The organism is Enteroscipio rubneri (assembly GCF_963929405.1).
In the GTDB taxonomy this organism is placed as follows: domain Bacteria; phylum Actinomycetota; class Coriobacteriia; order Coriobacteriales; family Eggerthellaceae; genus Enteroscipio; species Enteroscipio rubneri.
Map to the genome: position 1 here is coordinate 627,173 of NZ_CAWVIN010000002.1, position 21,001 is coordinate 648,173.

Annotated in this window: 20 protein-coding genes and 1 tRNA gene; 19 read left to right on the forward strand and 2 right to left on the reverse strand. The window is 63.1% G+C overall.

The features are described 5' to 3' along the window. Positions 1-156 precede the first annotated feature (156 nt). From fdhD to ABGT83_RS06160, 4 genes are all read left to right on the forward strand, one after another. Positions 157-900: a formate dehydrogenase accessory sulfurtransferase FdhD gene (gene fdhD, locus ABGT83_RS06145; RefSeq protein ID WP_157938922.1), complete on the forward strand. Its 744-nt coding sequence runs from the start codon at positions 157-159 to the stop codon at positions 898-900. A gap of 309 nt (positions 901-1,209) precedes the next feature. After that, positions 1,210-1,839 carry a sulfurtransferase-like selenium metabolism protein YedF gene (yedF, locus tag ABGT83_RS06150; RefSeq protein WP_103264475.1) on the forward strand — a complete coding sequence of 210 codons (630 nt, stop codon included), beginning with the start codon at positions 1,210-1,212 and terminating at the stop codon, positions 1,837-1,839. A gap of 35 nt (positions 1,840-1,874) precedes the next feature. Then, positions 1,875-3,017, forward strand: coding sequence for an aminotransferase class V-fold PLP-dependent enzyme (locus ABGT83_RS06155; RefSeq protein WP_103264431.1), 1,143 nt, complete (start codon positions 1,875-1,877; stop codon positions 3,015-3,017). A gap of 3 nt (positions 3,018-3,020) precedes the next feature. Continuing rightward, positions 3,021-3,260 (forward strand): DUF3343 domain-containing protein, encoded by a 240-nt coding sequence (locus tag ABGT83_RS06160; RefSeq protein ID WP_103264432.1) that lies wholly within the window; start codon positions 3,021-3,023, stop codon positions 3,258-3,260. Between the two features lie 265 nt (positions 3,261-3,525). On the opposite strand, the gene selD is transcribed toward ABGT83_RS06160, so the two are convergent. Both selD and ABGT83_RS06170 read right to left on the reverse strand, forming a co-directional pair. Then, entirely contained in the window at positions 3,526-4,581 is a 1,056-nt protein-coding gene (gene selD, locus ABGT83_RS06165; RefSeq protein WP_103264433.1) for a selenide, water dikinase SelD, read from the reverse strand. Positions 4,582-5,133: 552 nt separating this feature from the next. Then, a tRNA-Pro gene (locus ABGT83_RS06170) sits at positions 5,134-5,210 on the reverse strand. Positions 5,211-5,890: 680 nt separating this feature from the next. Between ABGT83_RS06170 and ABGT83_RS06175 the strand changes: the two genes are divergently transcribed. From ABGT83_RS06175 to ABGT83_RS06245, 15 genes are all read left to right on the forward strand, one after another. After that, positions 5,891-7,153 carry a RidA family protein gene (locus ABGT83_RS06175; RefSeq protein WP_346686488.1) on the forward strand — a complete coding sequence of 421 codons (1,263 nt, stop codon included), beginning with the start codon at positions 5,891-5,893 and terminating at the stop codon, positions 7,151-7,153. 242 nt (positions 7,154-7,395) lie between these two features. Continuing rightward, positions 7,396-8,862, forward strand: a complete 1,467-nt coding sequence (locus ABGT83_RS06180; RefSeq protein WP_103264436.1) for an MATE family efflux transporter — start codon at positions 7,396-7,398, stop codon at positions 8,860-8,862. Between the two features lie 243 nt (positions 8,863-9,105). Further along, entirely contained in the window at positions 9,106-10,425 is a 1,320-nt protein-coding gene (rsxC, locus tag ABGT83_RS06185; RefSeq protein WP_239926292.1) for an electron transport complex subunit RsxC, read from the forward strand. A gap of 3 nt (positions 10,426-10,428) precedes the next feature. Beyond that, positions 10,429-11,433 (forward strand): RnfABCDGE type electron transport complex subunit D, encoded by a 1,005-nt coding sequence (locus ABGT83_RS06190; protein WP_103264437.1) that lies wholly within the window; start codon positions 10,429-10,431, stop codon positions 11,431-11,433. Beyond that, complete coding sequence (locus ABGT83_RS06195) at positions 11,430-12,065, forward strand: FMN-binding protein (RefSeq protein ID WP_239926294.1); 636 nt, start codon at positions 11,430-11,432, stop codon at positions 12,063-12,065. Before ABGT83_RS06190 ends, ABGT83_RS06195 begins: the two co-directional genes overlap by 4 nt. Further along, the gene (locus tag ABGT83_RS06200) at positions 12,062-12,769 is read left to right on the forward strand and encodes an electron transport complex subunit E (protein WP_346686490.1); all 708 of its coding nucleotides are present in this window, start codon (positions 12,062-12,064) and stop codon (positions 12,767-12,769) included. Before ABGT83_RS06195 ends, ABGT83_RS06200 begins: the two co-directional genes overlap by 4 nt. Beyond that, positions 12,766-13,362, forward strand: coding sequence for an electron transport complex protein RnfA (locus tag ABGT83_RS06205; RefSeq protein ID WP_187143247.1), 597 nt, complete (start codon positions 12,766-12,768; stop codon positions 13,360-13,362). The genes ABGT83_RS06200 and ABGT83_RS06205 overlap by 4 nt, the downstream gene beginning before the upstream one ends. A 14-nt stretch (positions 13,363-13,376) precedes the next feature. Then, the gene (locus tag ABGT83_RS06210) at positions 13,377-14,180 is read left to right on the forward strand and encodes an RnfABCDGE type electron transport complex subunit B (protein ID WP_103264438.1); all 804 of its coding nucleotides are present in this window, start codon (positions 13,377-13,379) and stop codon (positions 14,178-14,180) included. A gap of 313 nt (positions 14,181-14,493) precedes the next feature. After that, positions 14,494-16,410: an NADH-quinone oxidoreductase subunit 5 family protein gene (locus ABGT83_RS06215; protein WP_187143249.1), complete on the forward strand. Its 1,917-nt coding sequence runs from the start codon at positions 14,494-14,496 to the stop codon at positions 16,408-16,410. A gap of 18 nt (positions 16,411-16,428) precedes the next feature. After that, positions 16,429-17,307: a complex I subunit 1 family protein gene (locus tag ABGT83_RS06220; RefSeq protein WP_103264440.1), complete on the forward strand. Its 879-nt coding sequence runs from the start codon at positions 16,429-16,431 to the stop codon at positions 17,305-17,307. A gap of 12 nt (positions 17,308-17,319) precedes the next feature. Next, on the forward strand, positions 17,320-17,763 hold the full coding sequence (locus ABGT83_RS06225) for an NADH-quinone oxidoreductase subunit B family protein (protein WP_103264441.1): 444 nt from the start codon (positions 17,320-17,322) through the stop codon (positions 17,761-17,763). A 1-nt stretch (position 17,764) separates the two neighbouring features. After that, complete coding sequence (locus tag ABGT83_RS06230) at positions 17,765-18,478, forward strand: NADH-quinone oxidoreductase subunit C (protein ID WP_103264442.1); 714 nt, start codon at positions 17,765-17,767, stop codon at positions 18,476-18,478. A gap of 1 nt (position 18,479) precedes the next feature. Continuing rightward, positions 18,480-19,568, forward strand: coding sequence for a nickel-dependent hydrogenase large subunit (locus tag ABGT83_RS06235; RefSeq protein WP_346686492.1), 1,089 nt, complete (start codon positions 18,480-18,482; stop codon positions 19,566-19,568). A gap of 6 nt (positions 19,569-19,574) precedes the next feature. Next, positions 19,575-19,967, forward strand: a complete 393-nt coding sequence (locus ABGT83_RS06240; protein WP_103264444.1) for a 4Fe-4S binding protein — start codon at positions 19,575-19,577, stop codon at positions 19,965-19,967. Between the two features lie 107 nt (positions 19,968-20,074). Continuing rightward, complete coding sequence (locus ABGT83_RS06245) at positions 20,075-20,725, forward strand: CDP-alcohol phosphatidyltransferase family protein (protein WP_103264445.1); 651 nt, start codon at positions 20,075-20,077, stop codon at positions 20,723-20,725. The last annotated feature ends 276 nt before the right edge of the window (positions 20,726-21,001 follow it).

A 21,001-nucleotide genomic window follows, 5' to 3' on the forward strand; every position in this document is an offset into this window, starting at 1 on the left:
CAGGTTTGAAGACGGTGGGAGCGGCTCTCGGGACACGTTTCTGGCGAAAAGAGGAAGAAGGCTGCGATGGGCGAAACGGCGGATATGCGAACTGGGACCGACGGCGGGCGTTTTTCCCGTGCAGTGGGAGGTTGCGTGCGTATAGCGGAAGATGGTGTGCAGGAACGCATCGAAACGGTGGCGTTGGAGGTGCCTTTCGCGGTAAGCATTGACGGCGCGTTCTGCGATGTGCTGTCCTGCACGCCGCGCGATCTCGAGGATCTTGCGTTCGGCTATGCCTTCGCCAAGGGCGTTGTGGAAGGCCCTGAAGACGTAGCCGGCATCGTCGTCAGCGAGCTCGGCGAGTGTTACGGCGCCGACGTGCATCTGCGCGAAGGCCTTCGTCTCAATCGCGGTGCACCGCTGGGCTCGTCGAGGGAAGCGACGCGCACCAAAGGGTCCCTCGCAGCGCTGCCGCCCTACTTTCCTGCACATATGGTGCATCTGCCCGACGGAGAACCGTTCGCCCGGCAGGCCGTGTGGAGGGCGGCTGAAGGGTTGGCTGCTCGCCAGCGCATGCATCGGGAGACGGGCGCAACGCATGCGGCCGCGTTCGTTGATCGCACCGGCGGGTTCGTCTGCATGAGGGAGGACGTTGGACGTCATAATGCGGTTGACAAGCTCGTCGGAGCGCTCTCGCGCGCAGGCGTCGACCCGAGGGACGGATTCGCCTATCTGTCGAGCCGTTGCGCGCTCGAGCTTGTTAACAAACTTGCGCGTTTCGGCGTCGCGCTGGTGGCGACCGTGTCTGCCCCGACATCGGCTGTGCTCGACTACGCCGTGGAGGCAAACGTGACGCTCGCCGCTTTTGCACGAGGCAACCGCTTTACCGTCTACACTCACCCTGAGCGTATCAGCTGAACGCTCGCCGTGCCGTTCGCCGGCGGTTCCGGCAGCCGGGCGGATGCTGGCTGCAGCCTGCGGAGCGCTTCGATAGTATGACGGCACGAGGCTTGTATCGGCCGCCTTTCTGCAGGGCGCGTCGTTCTGCGAAGCAGGCCTCGTCTGGATGTGCGCGTTCCGAATGCGCGCTTTTTCGTGCGCGGCGCACGGGTTCGATTCTGCAACAGTGTTGCAATGCTTTCTGCATATGGAAAAGAATATAGAACGGGAAGGTCGGCAAGGAGATTCAGCATGACCGGTTATCGTCCCCTGTTGAAGAGTATCGACATGGAGCAGATCGACGCGCGGGGCCAGGCGTGCCCGCTGCCTGTGGTACGTGCCAAGAAGGCGCTTGCGGCTATGGGGGAGGGCGTGCTCGAGGTGCTCGTGGACAACGAGACCGCGGTGCGCAACCTCGAGGCGCTCGGCAAGACGCTCAAGGTGGAAGCGTCTGGCGAGGAGCGCGGGGCGTCGACGTTCGCGGTGACGTTCGCGAAGGACGCTCCGACGGGCGGCGGGGCTGCCGACGGCGCGGATGCCACGACGGTCGGCGCGGATCCCGTCGCCGAGGCGGCGCCGACGGGCGGCGTCGTGGCGGTGATTCCGTCCGAGTTCATGGGATCGGGCGACGACGAGCTGGGGGCGGTGCTCATGAAGGGCTTCGTGTTCGCCCTCACCCAGCTCGACGAGCTGCCGGAAACGGTGCTCATGTACAACAGCGGCGTGAAGCTGGCATGCGCCGGCTCATCGTCGCTCGACGACCTGCGTGCGCTGGCCGAGGCCGGTGTGGAGGTCATGAGCTGCGGCACGTGTCTCGCCCATTACGGGCTGGCCGAACAGCTGGAAGCGGGCGAGGCCACGAACATGTACGCGATCGTGGAGAAGCAGGCGAACGCGCGCGGCATCATCCGCCCGTAGGGTCGAAGACGCGCGAGGACAAGGACCGTGGAGCCATGATCTACTTCGATAACGCGGCCACCACTGCTGCCAAGCCGCCGGCGGTGGCCGAGACGGTGGCGCGCGCCATCAACGGGTTCGGCGGCGTGGGCCGTGGCGTGCACGAGGCGTCCCTCGACGCGGGCTTGGCCGTGTTCCATGCGCGCCAGCAGCTCGCGCGCCTGCTCGGCGCGGGCGACCCTGCGCGCGTGGCGTTCGCCAGCAACGCCACCGAGGCGCTCAACACGGCCGTCAACGGGCTCGTGCGCCCGGGCGACGCGCTCGTGACCACGGCCGCGTCGCACAACTCGGTGCTGCGCCCGCTGTACCGCGCGGTCGACGAGCGCGGATGCTCGCTGACCGTGGTGCCGCACGACGCGCGCGGGGCGCTCGACTACGACGCGTTCGACGCAGCGCTCGAGCCGAGCGTGCGCCTCGCGGTTGTCACCCACGCCTCAAACCTGACGGGTGACGTGTACGATATCGCCCGCATCGCCCGCATCTGCCGCGAGCGCGGTGCGCTGCTGCTGGTGGACGCCGCCCAGACAGCCGGCGTCGTGCCCATCGACATGGGGCGCGACGGACTCGACCTCGTGGCGTTCACGGGGCACAAGAGCCTGTACGGCCCGCAGGGCACGGGCGGCCTCGTCGTGGCGGAGGGCGTGGACGTGGAGCCGCTCAAGGTGGGCGGCTCAGGGACGCATAGCTACAACCGGCGCCATCCCGCGCGCATGCCCGAGCGGCTGGAGGCGGGCACGCTCAACGCCCACGGCATCGCCGGCCTGGGCGCGGGACTCGCCTACATCGAGGAGCGCGGCGTCGAGGAGATAGGCGCGCGAGTGCGGGCCCTGGCAGAGCGCTTCGAGCGCGGTGTGCGCGGCATCGAGGGCGTGCGGGTGCTGGGCGGGGGCGGCGACGTAGGTCGCTGCGGCATCGTGGCGCTCAACGTGGGCGAGCTGGACTCTGCGGCGGTGGGCGATGCGCTCAACGCCGAGTTCGGCATCTGCACGCGCGCCGGCGCCCACTGCGCGCCGCTCATGCACGAGGCGCTGGGCACCCAGAACCAGGGCGCGGTGCGGTTCAGCTTCAGCAGCTTCAACACAGCAGACGAGGTGGACGCCGGCATCGCCGCCGTGGCGGCCATCGCCCAGGAAGCCTGATCCGTGCGCAGGAAGACGCTGAAAGCCGTGGTGACGTTCGCTTCTGCGAGCGATGCGATGGCCGTAGAGGCTGCCGCGCGCGAGGCGGGCTTTCCGGGCAGGATGATCCCCATACCGTCCGAGATATCCGCCGGCTGCGGCCTCGCCTGGTGCGTTCCCGCCGAGGAACGCGACGCGCTGCTCGGCGCCCTCGCCAGCGGCGGATTGGCGTACGAGGAAGTGCACGAGGCGGAGCTGTACTGAGCGTCCAGACGGAGCCGAAATGGCGGAAACGCCCACGCTCCCCGCTAGGAGCGCGTGGAATTGGCGCGAGCGCATTCGGAGCACCGTGCCTCGCATGGTATCAGATCGCGGTGAGGCATGTTTCCTGCGACGCGCCCCGAGCTCGTCTCGGTGTGCGCTCATCCTGCCAGATTCAGCGGCTTTCCGACGGTTCGACTGCGCGAGGCAGCGCGGTAGACTGTGTGCCAGCTGTGATCTGACCGGGCGCTCGGCGAGCGCCCGGTCGCTACCGCATTCGGATCTTCCCGGCGCCCCCGGCGCCCACGCGCCCGATCAGCGCGGGGCGGCGCCTAGCGGCGCGCTCGAACGCCTCCGCGAACGCGTCGGCCTCCTCGCTCGCCACGGCCACGAGCAGGCCGCCCGACGTCTGCGGGTCGCACAGCACGCCCATGCGGTTCTCGAACTCCTCGTCGTCGAGCGTGCCCTGCTCCACGAAGGCGCGCGCCCACTCCACGATGCCGAACGTCTTGGCGGGGCGGCAGAAGTCGCACGAGTACCCGTAGGCGCCCTCGAACAGGGGCAGGTCGTCCCAGAAGAGTTCGGCCGAGACGCCCGAGGCGTCGAGCATCTCGTGGAGGTGGCCCGCCAGCCCGAAGCCCGTCACGTCGGTGGCGGCACGCGCGTGCACGCTCGCCATCGCCTCGGCACCCGCACGGTTGAGCTCCATCATGGAGTCGATAACGGGACGCATGCTCTCGTCGTCCTCGAACCCGGCTCGAAACGCCGAGTTCATGAGCCCCGAGCCGATGGTCTTCGTGTAGAACAGCGCGTCGCCTGGCAGCGCGCCGCCGTTTCTGACGATGCGGTCGGGATGCACGGTGCCGAACACCGACAATCCGTACTTGGGCTCGTCGTCCTCGATGGAGTGGCCGCCCACCACGAACGCGCCCGCCTCGGCCACCTTGTCGGCCCCGCCGCGCAGCACCTCGCCCACCACGTCGGTGCCGAGGCTGCAGGGGAACGCGAGGATGTTGAGTGCGGTCAGCGGCTTTGCGCCCATGGCGAACACGTCGGACAGTGCGTTCGCCGCGGCGATGGCGCCGAACTCGTAGGGATCGTCCACCACCGGCGTGAAGAAGTCGAGCGTCAGCACGGCAGCCGTCTCGTCGTTCAGCCGGTAAACGGCGGCGTCGTCGGACGTGTCGAAGCCCAGCAGCAGGTCGGCGTCGGGAGGCGGCGCGATGTCCTTCAATATTTTTTCGAGGTCGCCCGGACCCCACTTCGCCGCTCAACCGCCCTTCTCGGTGAGGTGGGTGAGGCGTATGCGCTCGGTCTCGCTCATGGCCGTTCCTTTCCGCGTTCGACTGGATTTCACGGTCCGCTTGCGCGTTCTTTTCCACGATCTGCCAGCAAGTATAGCAGCCGGCGCGCATCGGGTGCATCCCGCTGCCGTCTGTGCCAGCGTGGCATACGATGCGATAACGGCTCCTCCGTCGCATCCCTCGGAAAAGGAGTGACTTCATGATGGTAGCGGAGGTTACGTATCGAACGGTATCATCTACCATCCGTGCGGTTCGCATAAAGGTATCATGAAGTATGCGCCTGTCGGACCGGTGCCGCCGGACCCAACCGGTGCCATCGGAATCAAATCTACCAGGACCAAAAATGGAAACAGAGGAGCCATCCGAGAAGCAGGAGGGCGGGAGTGCCGAGCAAGAACCGTCCGCGACTTCGATCCCGGATACGCCCGAGATAAAGGAATGACCGCCATGTGTTCCGAACAGTGCCGTATCGGTTGCGCCCATTTGCGGGCGATGTGCGGGTAGAATCGTGTACGGTATTTGAAAACAGAGCAGGCCACCAAGCAAATTGCCTGATGACCTGCTTGAATTGCTGGTCGGGTTGACAGGATTTGAACCTGCGACCCCTTGACCCCCAGTCAAGTGCGCTACCAAACTGCGCCACAACCCGTTGCATGCGTTCGGCGGCCTCTGCCGGCTACCCAAACAGCGTTGACTATATTAACGGTAACCGATTCCGTTTGCAAGAAGAATTTGACCATTGAAGACGGCGCTCGACGTCGCCAGCCCGCGCGCATCGCCGATCGCGCCCGCGGACTGCTTGTCTGCCGTCATGTCGGCATGCGCACTGCTGAAAGACGGATGATGATGCAGATATTAGATCCCCTCGATCGCAATTCGGCGATGAACGGGGGGCTTCTCGGCAAGCCTTGCCGGCGTCCATGCCGTCATCGCGAATCGGGGCTCAGGCTGGCGTCGTTCGAGCGCAGCCGGTTTCGGCCGTATGGAAGACGGGTTTGCCGCTGCAATTGTCGCCTTCTTGTGAACGCGCGCAGAGAGTGGAAGGCTAATCGGTGAGCGGTAGGATCGAGTATCCTGTATGAATCGCGACTCTATCATCTGTTTTTCTGCATGGCGGCCTCGAAGGGGTTTCAGAAACATCGGCGAACGGTTCGCCGTGAGCCTTTCCGCTGGTCGCTAAATGTGCGAACGATGTTTTGTGCAACTGCACAAAACGCTATACTGCAGCCTTCCCGAGAAGCGGAGGATTTCGCCGAGGCGAGCCGTCGGGGATGCTTGCGCAGGACGCGCGAGCGAAGGATGCAGGAATCCGAACGAAGGAGAACCGATATGGCAGACAACGTGGTGCTGGCAAGGAATACCGACGAGGCGCCGAAGAGCCCTCGGCATGCGCAGACTGTGGCTTTCTCTCACTACAACAACCTGTCCGCCCAGCTGCCCATCGATCCCGCCACGGGGGAGTTGGTGAAGGGCGGCATCGAGGAGCAGGCGCTGCAGTGCTTTGAGAATATCGAGGCCATCGTCACGAGCATCGGCCATGTGATGAACGATATCGTACGCGTCACGGTGTTCGTGCGCGATATCCAGGACATGGACGCGGTCGACGAGGCGTACCGGTCCTTCTTCCCGACCTACGTGCCCGCGCGTACGGTCGTTGCGGTCGACGCGCTGCCTCTGGGCGCCTTGGTGCAGATCGAGGCCCTTGTTTCGAACGGGGAGGGCACCATTCCGGACGCGCCGCAGGCGGGCGACATCCTCAAGTACGTGAACGACACGCCCGAGGCTCCGATGAGTGCCCTGTCCAGTCAAAGCGTGGCGTTCTCGCACTACAACAACGTCTCCGCCCAGCTGCCCATCGATCCCAAGAGCAGTCAGATCGTCGTCGGCGGAGTGCAGGAGCAAGCCGTCCAGTGCCTCAAGAACATCAAGGCCATCCTCGAGAGCATCGACGTTCCTTTTGATGACATCGTGAAGGTCACGGTCTTCCTCAAGAACCTCTCCGATCTTGAAGCGGTGAACGAGGTCTATACGCGTTTCTTCCCCGACTCGGGCATCGCACGCGCCGTTGGCTACCTGCCCGCGCGCACGGTGGTTGGAGTTGCCGGTCTGCCCATGCACGCGCTCGTGCAGATGGAGGCCGTGGTGTCGCATGGCGACGGCACGCCCCCGCAGCTGGTCGAAGACCGTCACGGCCTCATCATCGAGGCCGCCGACGCAGCCGACGCTCCGAAGGACGCCCTGTCCAGTCAAAGCGTGGCGTTCTCGCACTACAACAATATCTCGGCCCAGCTCGGTATCGACCCTGCAACGGGCGAGCTGGTGTCCGGTGGAGCGGTCGAGCAGGCCGAGCAGGCGTGCAAGAACATCAAGGCCATCATCGAGAGTGTGGGTCACACGATGGAAGACGCGGTCAAGGCGAACATCTACCTGCGCGACCTCGAGGACATGGACGCTCTCGAGGACGTATACGCGAAGTACTTCGTCGGAACTCCTGCACGACGGGTGGTGGGCGTTTCGTCCCTTCCGAAGGATGCTCTCGTGCAGATCGACGCCATCTTCGGCAACGCCGAAGGAACGCCGCCGATCGCGTAGTGCCTCCTGCGTTGAGAGCCGTCGCCCGCCTTGCTCTCGGGTGGCGGCTCTCGTATACTATCAAGGTTCGGGATGACCCGAATCCCGACGGCGTCCAGCTCCGATTCCTGGAATGTTCCGCCGATGGGTCTTGTTCGCCGGGACAACCCGGGAAACTCCGCGATCGCACGGCACGGCGCGCCGCTTCGATAGGGCATAGCCGTCCTCGCCCTGATCGCGCTGCGAGAACGATAGGCTCGATCATGCAAGAAGAAAGGGAGACGCTGGGCGCGCCGACCGAGGATGAGGTCCGGCGACGTTCGAATAACCACAAGATCGACCGCATGGGTGTCGAGAGCACGTTCAAGCTGCTGCTCGAGTTCTCCATTCCTGCCGTCGTCGGCGTGCTCGTGCAGATGCTCTACAACGTCATCGATGCCGTGTACGTGGGCCATGCGGTCGGTGCGGACGGTCTTGCCGCCACCACGGTGGCGAATCCTATGATGACGGCCATGGTCGCTGTCGCCATGCTGGTAGGCGTGGGCGGCAACGCGTTGGCGGCTATCAAGCTGGGCGAGCGGAAGAAAGCCGTTGCCGAGCGCGTGCTTGGCAACAGCCTCGTGCTACTGCTCGCAGCTGCAGCCGTGCTCTGGGTCGTTTCCTTTTTTGCGCTCGAGCCTGTCTTGCGTTATTCGGGTGCCGACGGGGACGTGCTTCCGCTGGCCATGGATTTCATGACGGTCATCGTCGCGGGCGCACCGTTGCAGTTCATCGCATTCGGCATGAACAACTTCATCCGCACGGCAGGTCATCCGAACCGCGCGCTCGGATCGATGCTCATCGGCACGGCGGCGAATGTGGTGTTCGGATATCTGTTCATCATCGTGCTCGAAGGCGGCATGCGCGGCGCCGGCCTTGCAACCGTGTGCTCCTGGGCGCTCTCGGCGATCTTTGTCATGCAGTTCTTTTTGAAGAAGAGTTCTCCGATGCCCTTGCGCGTGCCCTCGCTTATGCTCCAGCCGCGCGTGGCCCTGCGCATCTGCGCGCTCGGCATCGCCCCCGCCGTCATGGAGCTGGGCTTTGCCGTATCGTCGATGATCGAGAACAACCTGCTCGTGTTCTACGGTGCATCAGATCCGCTCGGTGTCGACGGTGCGCTCGCGGTTATGCGCGTGCTATCCGCCGTGGGCCTGTTCACCTTTATGCCCGCTATGGGCATCGCCATGGGAGCGCAGCCCATTATCGGCTACAACTACGGCGCGCGCCAGTTCGATCGTATGAAGCGCGTGCTATGGCAGGCCATCGTGCTGGGTATTGCCATCACGACGCCGTTATGGGTAACCGTAGTCTGTGCGCCGGACATGTATGCGCACCTGTTCGGATTGCCCCGAAGCTACCTTGCCGAAACCGCATGGGCGCTCGTCCTCTACCTCATGTTCATCCCCATCCTGCCTATTCAGACCATCGGGGCGAACTACTTCGACGCGACCGGCCAGGCGCTCAAGGCCACCGTGCTCACGTTGACGCGCCAGATACTTTTTCTTATCCCGCTCCTTGTGGTATGTCCCATGGTGCTGCCGCAGGTGCTGCCCTTGACGCCCTTGGAGAGCGTGTGGTTTGCGCCTTCCATCTCGGATATCACGTCAACGCTGATCGTCGTCGGCTTTCTTGCCGCAGAGCGCCGACGCCTCAGACGCCTCGAAAGCGAGGATGCGGAACGCGCGCGCTGAGCGTCGGACCAAGCCGTTCGCCTTCTCACGGCGCCCGTCCAAGGGCGGGAATTGCCAGTCGCCAAGGACCATTTCCCCTTTGGCCGTTCTTCGCTATCGCAGCTTGGCGTACAGGTCTTACCATGGGACGATCATGTCGGCGTGCTGCGTTCCGCGAAAGGCCGTCGATCCCGCTGCCGCGACGTCGGCGGGATGCGCGGAACGCCCCGGACCTGTGTCCGGCGAAGGGGGAGGGGACGATCCATGGCACGGGTATCGCTGTTCAGCCGCGCACGCGGGGCCGTCGTGCCCCATCGCAAAGATACAGCCGAGCTTCCGACGCAGGCCATGCCCGTGCCGGGGGAGATCATGATCCCCATGCAGCAGCATATCGGCGCTCTGTGCGAGCCCGTCGTGAAGAAGGGCGACCATGTGGACGTGGGCAGTCTCGTCGGACATGCGCCTCGCGGATTGTCCGCCGATATCTTCTCGGGCATCTCCGGCACGGTGACGGCTATCCAACCGGTGTACTACTCTTCCGGCAAAAGCGATACCGCCGTGATCGTGGAATCTGACGGGAAACAGACGGTTGCCGATGCGGTGCAGCCGCCCGACGTGTCGGATCGCGCATCGTTTCTGGTCGCCATCAGACGCAGCGGGATCGTCGGACTCGGCGGCGCGGGATTTCCCACCGACGTCAAGCTCGATCCCCCCAACCTCGATGACATCGACCTCTACATAGTGAACGGCACCGAGTGCGAGCCGTACCTGTCCACCGACTATCGCGAGATGATGGAGTGCGCCGACGATATCCTTTTCGGGGTGCGCGAGACGTGTCGGTACCTCGCAATCCCGAAGGCGCTCATCTGCATCGAGAGCAATAAACCGAAAGCCATCGCGCACCTGCGCCGACTCACGGCCGACGATCCGGCTATCGAGGTGAAAGCGCTGCCGAGTCGCTATCCGCAAGGTGCCGAGAACGTGCTCGTGCACAACGCCTCGGGCCGTGTCGTGCCGCGCGGCAAGCGCCAGACCGACGTGGGTGTCATGCTCAACAACGTGACCACCATGGCCGCCATCGGCCGCTTTTTGGCGACGGGCATGCCGCTCGTAAGGCGCCGCTTCACCGTCGCGGGCGATGCCGTAGCCCGTCCCGGCAACTACGACATCATCGTAGGCACGCGTGTGCGCGACGTCATCGAGTACGTGGGACTCGTAAAAGAGCCGCGAAAAATCGTGTTGGGCGGCCCCATGATGGGCAACGCCCAGATCGATCTAGACTATCCCGTTATTCGGCAGAATAACGGAGTTCTTGTATTCGGCGAGGAGGGCATGACCCGTCCGGCCACCACCCCTTGCATACGATGCGGACGGTGCGCGAGAGCCTGTCCTATGAGCCTTTCTCCCGTTGAAATCAAGAAGGCCTACGCCGTTGAAGATATCGAGCGGCTCGACGCGCTGATGGCCGATTTGTGCATGGGCTGCGGCACGTGTTCGTTCGTGTGCCCTGCGAAGCAACCGCTCTCGCAGACGAGCAAGCTCGCGCGCGACTTTATGCGCACCGAGATGGCGAAGAGGAGGTAACAGATGAAGAACGTGGAACGCGCGGAGAACGTCTCGAAGCGCCCGCTCGTCCTCTCGACGGCACCGCACGTGTTCGATGGCCTCACGACACGCAAGATCATGCTCAACGTCGTAATCGCCCTCATGCCTGCGCTTGCGGCTTCAGGGATCATCTTCGGAGCGAGGGCGCTGCTCGTTGTCGCTGTGACGGTGTGCTCGTGCGTGGCGTTCGAGGCTCTGTGGTGCGCGCTGCGCAAACAGGATCAGACGGTGGGCGATCTATCCGCGGTCGTTACCGGGCTTCTGCTTGCGTTCAACCTACCTTCCACCATTCCGCTCTACATGGCGGTCATCGGTTCGTTTGTCGCCATCATCGTGGCAAAGGCTCTGTTCGGTGGCATCGGCCGCAACTTCGCGAATCCGGCCATTGTCGCCCGCATCGTGCTGTCGGTGTCGTTTACAGCGGCGATGACGGACTTTGCGGCACCGCAGATAGCGGGTTTAGCGGCATCTGGCGTTGACGCCGTGAGCTCAGCCACGCCGCTTGCTCCTGCTGCGGCGTCGTTGTCGCTGCTCGACCTTGTGCTCGGTGTGCATGCTGGTGCCCTCGGCGAGACGTGTGGTGCGGCGCTTCTGCTCGGGTTCGTGTGGCTGCTCGTCACGCGTACCGTCACGTTCACCATCCCCGGCGTATTCGTAGGCACCGTCGTCGCGCTCAGCGTGCTCACCGGCAACGACGTGGCCACCCAGGTATTCTCAGGCGGCCTGCTTCTCGGGGCCATCTTCATGGCCACCGACTACGTAGGATCGCCGACGTCGTTCAAGGGCCAGGTGGTTTTCGGTCTGGGACTCGGTCTCATCACCTGCCTCATCAGGTTCTGGGGCAATATGAACGAGGGTGTGGCATACGCCATCCTCATTATGAACCTCGTCGTGCCCTACATCGATGCGCTCACGCGCCCGGCTCCGTTGGGCGGCGAGAAGCGCAGGTTCGTACTGCGCGGCAGGGGAGAGGGGAGGAGCGAATGATGGGCAAAACGGTGGAGACGAAACAGCGGCGCGACGCCCCGCAAGAAGAGATGGTCAACCGTGAACTCTGGACGGCATCGGCCAAGCCGATCGCTGTCCTGGTGGTGATATGCGCCGCGGTTGGCCTCCTGTTGGGCTCCGTGAACAATCTCACGTTGCCGGTCATCACGGCGAATCGCGAGGCGGAAGCCTGGGCTACCTACTCGTCCCTTATCCCCGATGCACCTGATTTTTCAGCGCTGCCGTGCGATGTGCCGGGGGTGACGGCGTGCATGGAGGCTGCGGGAGGCACGGGCTATGTTGTGACGGCGCAAGCAAAGGGCTACAGCGGCCCGGTGCCCATGGGGATTGCCTTCGGACCGGACGGCATCATCGTCAACGTCGTCGGCTTGAAAAACACTGAGACGCCCGGGCTGGGCACGAAGGTGGCCGATGAGGAGTTCTCCTCCCAGTTTGTCGGCCGTGCGGCCGAGCCTTTGACGATAAGCGATATCGATGCCGTCACAGGCGCGACCATATCGTCGAAGGCGGCTCTTACCGCCGTCAACGAAGCGATCGAAGCGTATCGCGGGATCGCAATGGGGCAGGATGCTGCAGTGCCGGCCGCCGAGAGCGGGAAGGAGGCCTCATGATGAGCGGGATGGCGAAAGGAAAGAGCATGTTCACGGTGTTCTCGAAAGGCATCCTCGCAGAAAATCCGGCGCTCAGACAGATGCTGGGCCTGTGCCCCACGCTTGCCGTGACGACGGCGGTGACGAACGGCATCGGCATGGGCGCGGCCACAACGTTCGTGCTCGTATGTTCGGGCGTCGTGGTATCGCTTTTGCGCGGAGTCATCCCGACGAATATGCGCCTTCCTGCTTTCATCACCGTGATTGCGGGGTTCGTGACGCTCGTCATGATGATCGTCGAGGCGTACTTGCCTGAGCTGAATGCGGCGCTTGGCATCTACCTGCCGCTTATCGTGGTGAATTGCATCGTGCTCGGGCGCGCCGAAGTATTCGCTTCAAAACATCCCGTGCGCGAAGCTGCGCTCGACGGCTTCGGAATGGGCGTAGGGTTCACGGTCGCGCTCATTCTCATGTCGGCCGTGCGCGAGGTGCTCGGCGCCGGCACATTCGCAGGCATCCCGGTGCTCCCCGATTTCATCGAGCCCATGACCGTGTTCGTTATGCCTCCGGGCGGCTTTGCCGTCTTAGGCGTGCTTATCGCCGGATCCGTGGCCGTCGAGGCCCTTCGCCGGCGCGCGGATGGCAGCGAAACGAAGGAGGCGATGCTCCCGGAGGATGCATGCGCCGCATGTGGAATGTGCGACTTGAAGGAGCGTGAGGCATGATGGCCGAGTTCGCCGCGATCCTGTTCAGCATGATCCTCGTCAACAACTATGTGCTCGTGAAGTTCCTCGGCGTGTGTCCGTTCCTCGGCGTGTCGAAGAAACTCGATTCGGCGGTGGGCATGGGCTGTGCCGTAACGCTCGTCATGGTGCTGGCTACGTCTGTCACCTGGCCCTTGCAGCAGCTGCTGGATGCGCTCGGATTGGGATATCTGCAAACCATCGCGTTCATTCTCGTGATAGCCGTGCTCGTGCAGATGTTGGAGATCACGGTCAAGCGGTTTTTACCTGCCTTGCACGAGGCGCTCGGCGTATATCTGCCGCTCATCACCACGAATTGCGCGGTTCTCGGCGTGGCCATCCTTGCGGTGGACGAAGGGTACGGCTATCCCGAGGCGCTCGTATGCGCGCTCGGCGCAGGCCTCGGCTTTCTGCTGGCGATGGTGCTGTTCAGCGGTGTAAGGCGCCGTGTTGACGAAGCAGATCCCCCTCGGGCATTTCGGGGCATGCCCATCACGCTTATGTCGGCGGCCTTCGTCAGCCTGAGCTTCATGGGCTTCGCCGGTGTGGTTGATAATCTATTCGGCGTGCTGTAAGGGGGTAGCGGGCAATGGACGGCATTCTTTGGACCGTAGTTCTCATGGCGGCTGTCGGGCTCGTGGGCTCGGTGCTCCTGTCGATCGTGTCCCGCAAGCTCGCCATTGGCGAGGATGAGCGCCTGGCGTATCTCGCGCGCATTCTGCCGGGCGCGAACTGCGGTTCGTGCGGGCATCCCGGCTGCGAGCAGTATGCGCGCGCCTTGCTCGCGGGGGCAGAGCCGAACGCGTGCACGGTCGGCGGCGATCGGGTTGCGGTCGAGTTGGCTGCGTTTCTTGGCGTGGAGCCTGTTGGGGTGGTGCGGCGCGCCGCGTATGTGGCCTGCAAGGGCTCGCGGGATAAAATCGATCCTGCATTCGAGTTTCAGGGTGTGCCGAGTTGCCGCGTGTTCAGCACGATGTCGTATACGAGCCTCTCATGTCCTTTTGGCTGCTTGGGTTTCGGGGACTGCCGCGAGGCGTGCGCATTCGACGCCATCTCCGTCAAGGACGGCATCGCAAGCATTGATGCTACTGCGTGCACCGGATGCGGCGCCTGCGTCGACCTGTGCCCGCGACACGTCATCAAGCTCGTCGGAGAGGGGGAGGCGAGCATCGCCGCGTATGTCGCTTGCATGAACACGATGGGCGGTCGCAGGACTCGCGAGGTGTGCTCTGCAGGTTGCATCGGCTGCTCGAAATGCGTGAAGGCGTGCCCGACCGGAGCCATTTCGGTGGAACACGGCCTCGCGCGCGTCGAGGCCGGCGCGTGCACGGGCTGCGGCGCGTGCATCGAGGCGTGTCCTACCGGCGCGCTGGGCGCGCTTTCGTTCTCATAACCTTTCCGACGCATCGTGCTGTGCGGTGCGCCGCAGTCTCCGCTACACAGCCGCATCGAACCGCAGCCCTTCGTGCTGGGAAGCTGAAAACCGTTCGCCGAGCATTCGGAGCGTTTCTCGTCCAGCGAGCAGCCGCACGCGGCCTGATCAAGCCGTTCGTGCTCCTCGGGTGCAGCTTCGGACCCCCTCGTCCTCCCCGCTTTGATACAGTGCAGCAAGCCGCAGCGCAGCTGCCCGCTCCAACCAATCGGGCGACTGCGCTGCTTCGCATCCGTGTTCCTGCAAGTAAAGCGAAGGGAGAAGCTACGTGGCTATGCTCGGGTTTTTAATCCTTTTCCCGCTGGTTGTTGCTGGCGTCCTGCTGGTCGTGCGCAACAACCGGGCGAGAAACGCGATTGTCGGAGCCTCGGGGCTCGTCATAGGCGTGGCATCCATATGGCTGGCAGTGTCCTATCTGGGCGCCCCGTGGGTGCAGTTCGAGTTCTATTCGCCAACCGTCGATTATGTCTGCATGGCCGTGAGCGTGCTCATTGCGGTGGCCATCCTGTACTTCGGCATCAAGTACAAAAACGTGTGGGCGTGCGTACTCGCGACCGTCCAGCTCGTCGGATCGCTCGTGTTCGAGTTTGCGTTCGCTCATGGCATCCTTGTGACCGAGGGGCTGTACCTTGACTCATTGTCGCTGCTCATGGCGTTTATCATTGGCGTCATCGGAAGTGGCATCTGCGTGTACGCGCTCGGTTACATGGAGGATTTTCAGGCGCACGAGCCCGAAGGCGCAAAGGATCGTCGACCGACTTTCTTCGCCCTCATGTTCGCCTTCCTTTCTGCCATGTTCTTCATCGTGTTCTCGAACAACATGCTGTGGCTGTTCACCGGCTGGGAAGTCACGACCGTGTGCTCGTTCCTCCTCATCGGCTACACTCGCACCGACGAGGCTATTAAGAATGCCTTCCGCCAGATCATCATGAACCTGCTCGGCGGCATCGCGTTTCTCGGGGCGCTCTATGTATGCGCCATCCAGTTCAACACGCTGTCGTTCCTCGAGTTTTTGCAGATCGGCGTTCAAAACCCGACGTTGGTCGTGCTGCCGGTGACGGCGCTCGCGTTCGCCGGCCTCACAAAGGCCGCCCAGATGCCGTTCCACACCTGGCTTCTCGGCGCTATGGTGGCGCCCACGCCCACGTCGGCTCTGCTCCACTCCTCCACCATGGTGAAAGCAGGCGTCTTCTTGCTGGTGAAGCTGGCACCGGTTATGCTCGTGTGCACGGTGCCGGCCGTCATGGTCGTTCTGGTGGGCGGACTCACGTTCCTGTTCTGCTCGTTCATGGCTATCTCGCAGAGCAACGCCAAGCGCGTGCTTGCGTACTCAACCATTGCCAACCTCGGCTTGATCGTGGCCTGTGCCGGAGTCGGCACGCCCGAAGCCGTATGGGCCGCCGCGTTCCTCGTGCTGTTCCACGCTATCGCGAAATCGCTTCTATTCCTGTGCGTCGGCACGGCTGAGCATCATATCGGCAGTCGCGACATCGAGGATATGGACCTCCTCTTCGAGCGCATGCCGCGTCTTGCGCGTTTTATGATGCTCGGCATCATGGTCATGTTCATCGCTCCGTTCGGCATGCTCGTGGCGAAGTGGGCTACGCTCGTGTCCTTCGCCGACACTGGCCAAGTGGCGCTCATAGTCATCCTGGGGTTTGGGTCGGCCGCCACGTTCATGTTCTGGGCCAAGTGGCTCGGCAAGCTCTCCGGCATCGCTGCCGAGCGTGAGAACGTGGAGACGACGGTGCATCCCAGCGAATGGATTGCCATTGTGATCATGGCCGTGCTTGTGGTGCTGTGCTGCGTGCTTTTGCCCTTCATATCGTCGTACGTGGTGGAGCCCTACGTGTACAGCGTGTATGCGACGCTTGGCCAGGACATCTCGTCCACCAACCTGTGGATTGCCTCTATCCTCACTGCCTTCGTGGTCATCGTCTTGTTCGCCGGCGTCGGTCGGCGCAGCAAGGCGAAGAAGGCCGACGTCTACCTGGCGGGCGTGGGCCGCAACAACGCCGAGCGCACGTTCACGAATGCGCTCTCGGGCGAGTCGACGGCCTCGGCGCGCAACTGGTATCTCGAGGGCATCTTCGGGGAACGGCGCATCTCGCCGATCGGGACGGCTATGTGCTCGGTTGTTATCGTCGTCGCGTTTGCAGCCTCTGCCGTAGCGCTGCCGGGACTGTTTTAGGAAAGGGCGTGGTCTGATATGTCAATGCTCGCCATACTCATCGGCACCCTCGCCTTCGCTCTCGTGGCACCTGTTCTGGGATGTCTGCTCGCCGGCGTCGACCGCATCGTTTCAGCGCGCATGCAGGGCCGTGTTGGCCCTCCGCTTCTGCAGCCCTACTACGACGTCCGCAAGCTTATCGAGAAGGATAACGTGTCGGTGAACTCGACCGAAGGGGTGTACGTCACCTGCGCGCTCGTGTTCGCCATCATTGCAGGTGGTATATTCTTCTCCGGTGGCAACCTGCTAATGTGCGTGTTCGTGATCACGTTGTCCAGTCTGTTCTTCATCGTGGCCGCTTATTCCACGCGCAGCCCCTACGCTGAGATCGGTGCGAACCGCGAGACGTTGCAAGTCATGGCGTACGAACCCATGGTGCTGTTTATGGCGGTGGCGTTCTACCTGGCAGCCGGCACGTTCGATACCGCTGGCGTATTCGAGCTCGGCACCCCGGTGATCGCGACCATCTGGCTCGTATTTTTGGGTTTTTTGTTCGTGCTTACCATCAAGCTGCGCAAGTCGCCGTTTGATCTGTCGTATTCGCATCACGCACACCAGGAGATCGTGAAGGGCATCACGACCGAGATGAGCGGCAAGACGCTTGCGAAAGTCGAGATCATGCACTGGTACGAGAACATCCTATTCCTCGGATGGATCGGCCTGTTCTTCGTATGGGGCAACCCGTTCTCGCTCATTCTGGCGGTCGCAGTCGTCCTGCTCGTGTACTTTCTCGAGATATGGATCGACAACAACTTCGCGCGTGTGAAGTGGCAGGCCCTGCTCAAATCGGCTTGGATCGTGGCGCTCGTCGCCGGAGGCGTGAACATCGCGGTCCTCACGTTCCTGCCGTATCTGTAAAGGAGCTGCAACATGACGTATGCAACCAAATCACCGTGGGTCATCCACTACGACGGCTCAAGCTGCAACGGCTGCGACATCGAGGTGCTCGCGGCTCTTTGCCCGGGCTTCGACGTCGAGCGCTTCGGTATCATCAATACCGGCAATCCCAAGCACGCCGATATCTTTCTCGTCACCGGCAGCGTGAACGAGCAGAACATCTCGGTCGTGCAGGAGATATACAACCAGATGGTCGAGCCGAAGGTGGTTATCGCGTGCGGTATCTGCGCATGCTCCGCCGGTATCTTCCACGATTGCTACAACGTGATCGGCGGCGTGGATAAAGCTATCCCCGTAGACGTGTACGCGCCAGGCTGCGCCGTAAGGCCCGAGGCCATCATCGATGCGGTCGTGCAGGGGCTCGGCATCCTGGAGGAGAAGTCGAAGGCCCTCCAGGAGCAGAAGAAGGGAGCGTGACATGGCGTTTGCAATCAAGTTCGCGCCGCTGACCGTCGAGGAGCTGCCGGCGCTTGCCGCTGCGAAGAAGGCCGACGGCTGGCGTTTTGTGCAGATGCTGTGCGTGAACACTGAAGACGGCATCGATATGATCTATTCGTTCATGAAGGACGATCTGCTGGAGAACCACGAGATCAAAGGCGTGCAGAAGGGAACGGCCATCCCCAGCATTACCGGCGAGTTCCTTGAGGCGTTCGTATTCGAGAACGAGTCCCATGACCTGTTCGGCGTCGACATCACGGATATCGCTATCGACTTCGGCGGGAACTTCTATGCGCTCGCGCAGAAGGAGCCCATGACGGTCATCTCGCCCGAACAACAGGCTGCGCGCGAGAAGGCCAAGAAGCTTGCTGCCGCCAAGGCCGCGAAAGAGAAGGCCGCCGGCGAACAGGCCCCGAAGACTGCCGACGACGCAGCCGCTTTGGAGGCGAAGCTTGCGGGCATGGATCCCGTGAAGGCCGCGAAGGTGCGAGCCGCGATGGAAGCGAAAGCTAAAAAGGAGGCGGCAGCGAAGCAGGCTGCCGTCGACGAGAAGGTCGCGGGCCTCGATCCTGAGAAAGCCGCCAAGGTGAAGGCCGCGCTCGAGGCGAAGGCCGCCCGCGAGGCTGCGAAGAAGAAAGCCGCTGAAGCGGAGGCCGACGAGGCCGGCGCGGCGGCAGAGGAGGAAGGTGAGTAGCATGGGAAAGGCGACCGTCATCCCGTTCGGCCCCCAGCATCCGGTGCTGCCCGAACCTTTGCATCTCGATCTCGTGGTCGAGGACGAAACTGTTATCGAGGCAATACCCCAAATCGGGTTTATCCATCGAGGCCTTGAGAAGCTTGTCGAGACACGCGACTACAACCAGTTTATCTACGTGGCGGAGCGTATATGCGGCATCTGCGCATTCGGGCACTCCATGGGTTATGCCGAAACGGTAGAGCGGCTTATGGGCGTGCAGATACCCGAGCGAGCAGAATATCTGCGCGTTATCTGGCATGAGCTCTCTCGTATTCACTCCCACGTGCTGTGGATGGGACTTGCCGCCGACGCATTCGGCTTCGAGAGCCTGTTCATGCACTGCTGGCGCTTGCGCGAGCGCGTGCTCGACATCTTCGAAAAGACTACGGGCGGGCGCGTCATCTTCTCGGTCGTGCAGGTTGGCGGTGTCGTCCGCGATATCGATGACGCGCAATTCGCTGAGATGAAGCGCGTGCTCGAGGGCATTAAAGACGACTATCGCCAGATATGCAATGCGTTTTTGAAGGACTCCTCGGTGAAGAATCGCACGGTGGGCGTGGGCTGCATCAGCCATGAGGACGCCCTCGCCATGAGTATGGTGGGACCGTTCGCACGCGCTTCCAACGTGAACAACGACGCGCGCTGCCTGGGCAACGGCGGCTACGGCAAGCTGGCCGATTTCCAGCCTGTGCTCGATGCGCAGGGCGATTGCTACGCCCGTGTGAAGGTACGTGCGCTCGAAGTGCTGCAATCCATCGATATCATCGAAGAGATGATCTCGAAAATCCCGGCGGGGGATATCGCTGTGCCCGTCAAGGGCGCGCCGGCCGCCGGCGCCGAAACGGCAAATCTTGTGGAACAGCCCCGCGGCGAGTGCTACTACTATGCGCGCGGCAACGGGTCGAAGTTTTTGGAGCGCATGCGCATGCGCACGCCCACGTCGCAGAACCTGGCCGGCATGGCCACGGCATTGGCCGGATGCGATCTGGCCGACGTAAACATGATCGTGCTCACCATCGACCCCTGCATCAGCTGCACGGAAAGGTAGGAGGACATGGGTGGATTCAAACTGGGGAAAATGACGCTCGGGTCGATGTTCAAGAAGCCTGAGACCATCATGTATCCCATCGAGAAAAAGACACCTCCTGCGGGTCTCAAGGGCCACATCGTGAACGATGTCGATCATTGCATCCTCTGCGGCATCTGCGAGAAGCGCTGCCCGTGCTCGGCCATTACGGTCGACAAGCCGTCCCGCATCTGGTCGATCGACCGTTTCCGCTGCGTACAGTGCGGAAGCTGCGTGCGAGCCTGTCCAAAGGATTGCCTTACCATGGACCCGGCCTATACGCCGCCCGCGCTGCAAAAGCACGTCGACGAATTCGAAGTGCCGGAGCAGCCGAACACGTCGAAACGTGAAAAACCCGTTGAAGTCGTCGATGAGGCGTGAAGCAGGTAGATATTTGCTAGAATAGTCGTTGGATTCGAGTGGACCGGGCCCGCACAAGGCGGCCCGGTCTTTGCATGGACGGTGCACCGGCGACAGAGGAAGAGGATATGGCGAAAACCAAGGGAGCGGATGCGCAGGCTACCGACAGGGTGTTCACGCTACCGAACCTCATCTCGGTCGTGCGCCTCTGTCTCGTGCCCGTCTACCTTGTCCTGCTCTTCAACGGCTTTGACGTCATGGCCGCCTGCATGTTTGCGCTCGCGGCGGGCACCGACTGGATCGACGGGCAGATCGCGCGCCGCACGAATACGGTGTCCAAGCTTGGCCAGCTACTCGATCCTGCGGTTGATCGCATCCTCATGATCGCCGGTGTCGCGGGGCTGTTCCTTGTCGGTCGGCTTCCTCTGTGGATTATCCTCGTCGTGCTCGCGCGCGACCTGCTGCTGCTCGCCGGCGGCGCGTACCTCGTCAAGCGCTACCGCATCCGCGTCGCCGTCATCTTTCCCGGAAAGGTCGCAACGACGTTCCTGTTCATCGGATTTGCGGGCCTGCTTCTGAACTGGCCGCTGCTGCCCGGGCTCGGGCTGGTCGACGCCGCCTGGCTCCCCGGCTTCAACGGCGACCCCGTGTCGTGGGGCATCTGGTTCGCCTACGCGGGCCTCGCGCTCGCGCTCGTCACGACGGCGTACTACGTGACCGCCGCGGCGGTCAAGCTCCGCGCCGCGAAGCGCGCGGCGGCCGCCGGCGAAGGGCGCTGAAGCCATGGCCGAGCGCCGGCCCGGCGCCGGGCAGCCCCGTCGGACGCGGCCTTCCGGCCGACCAGACGACGCCCGTCCGGCGCACACGGACGGGCGGAACGCCTCGCACCGCGTTGCCGACGGCAGGAAAGGTCATGCGGTTCCGCCGGCCGGCTCGTCCCGTTCGCGTGTGCGCATGCGCCCGGGATCGCCGAAAGAAAAGCCCGCCGCCGCTCGCGGCCGTGAGCGGGATCGCGCGAAAAGGCGCTCCTATGCTGCTCCAGCCGTCTGGACCAA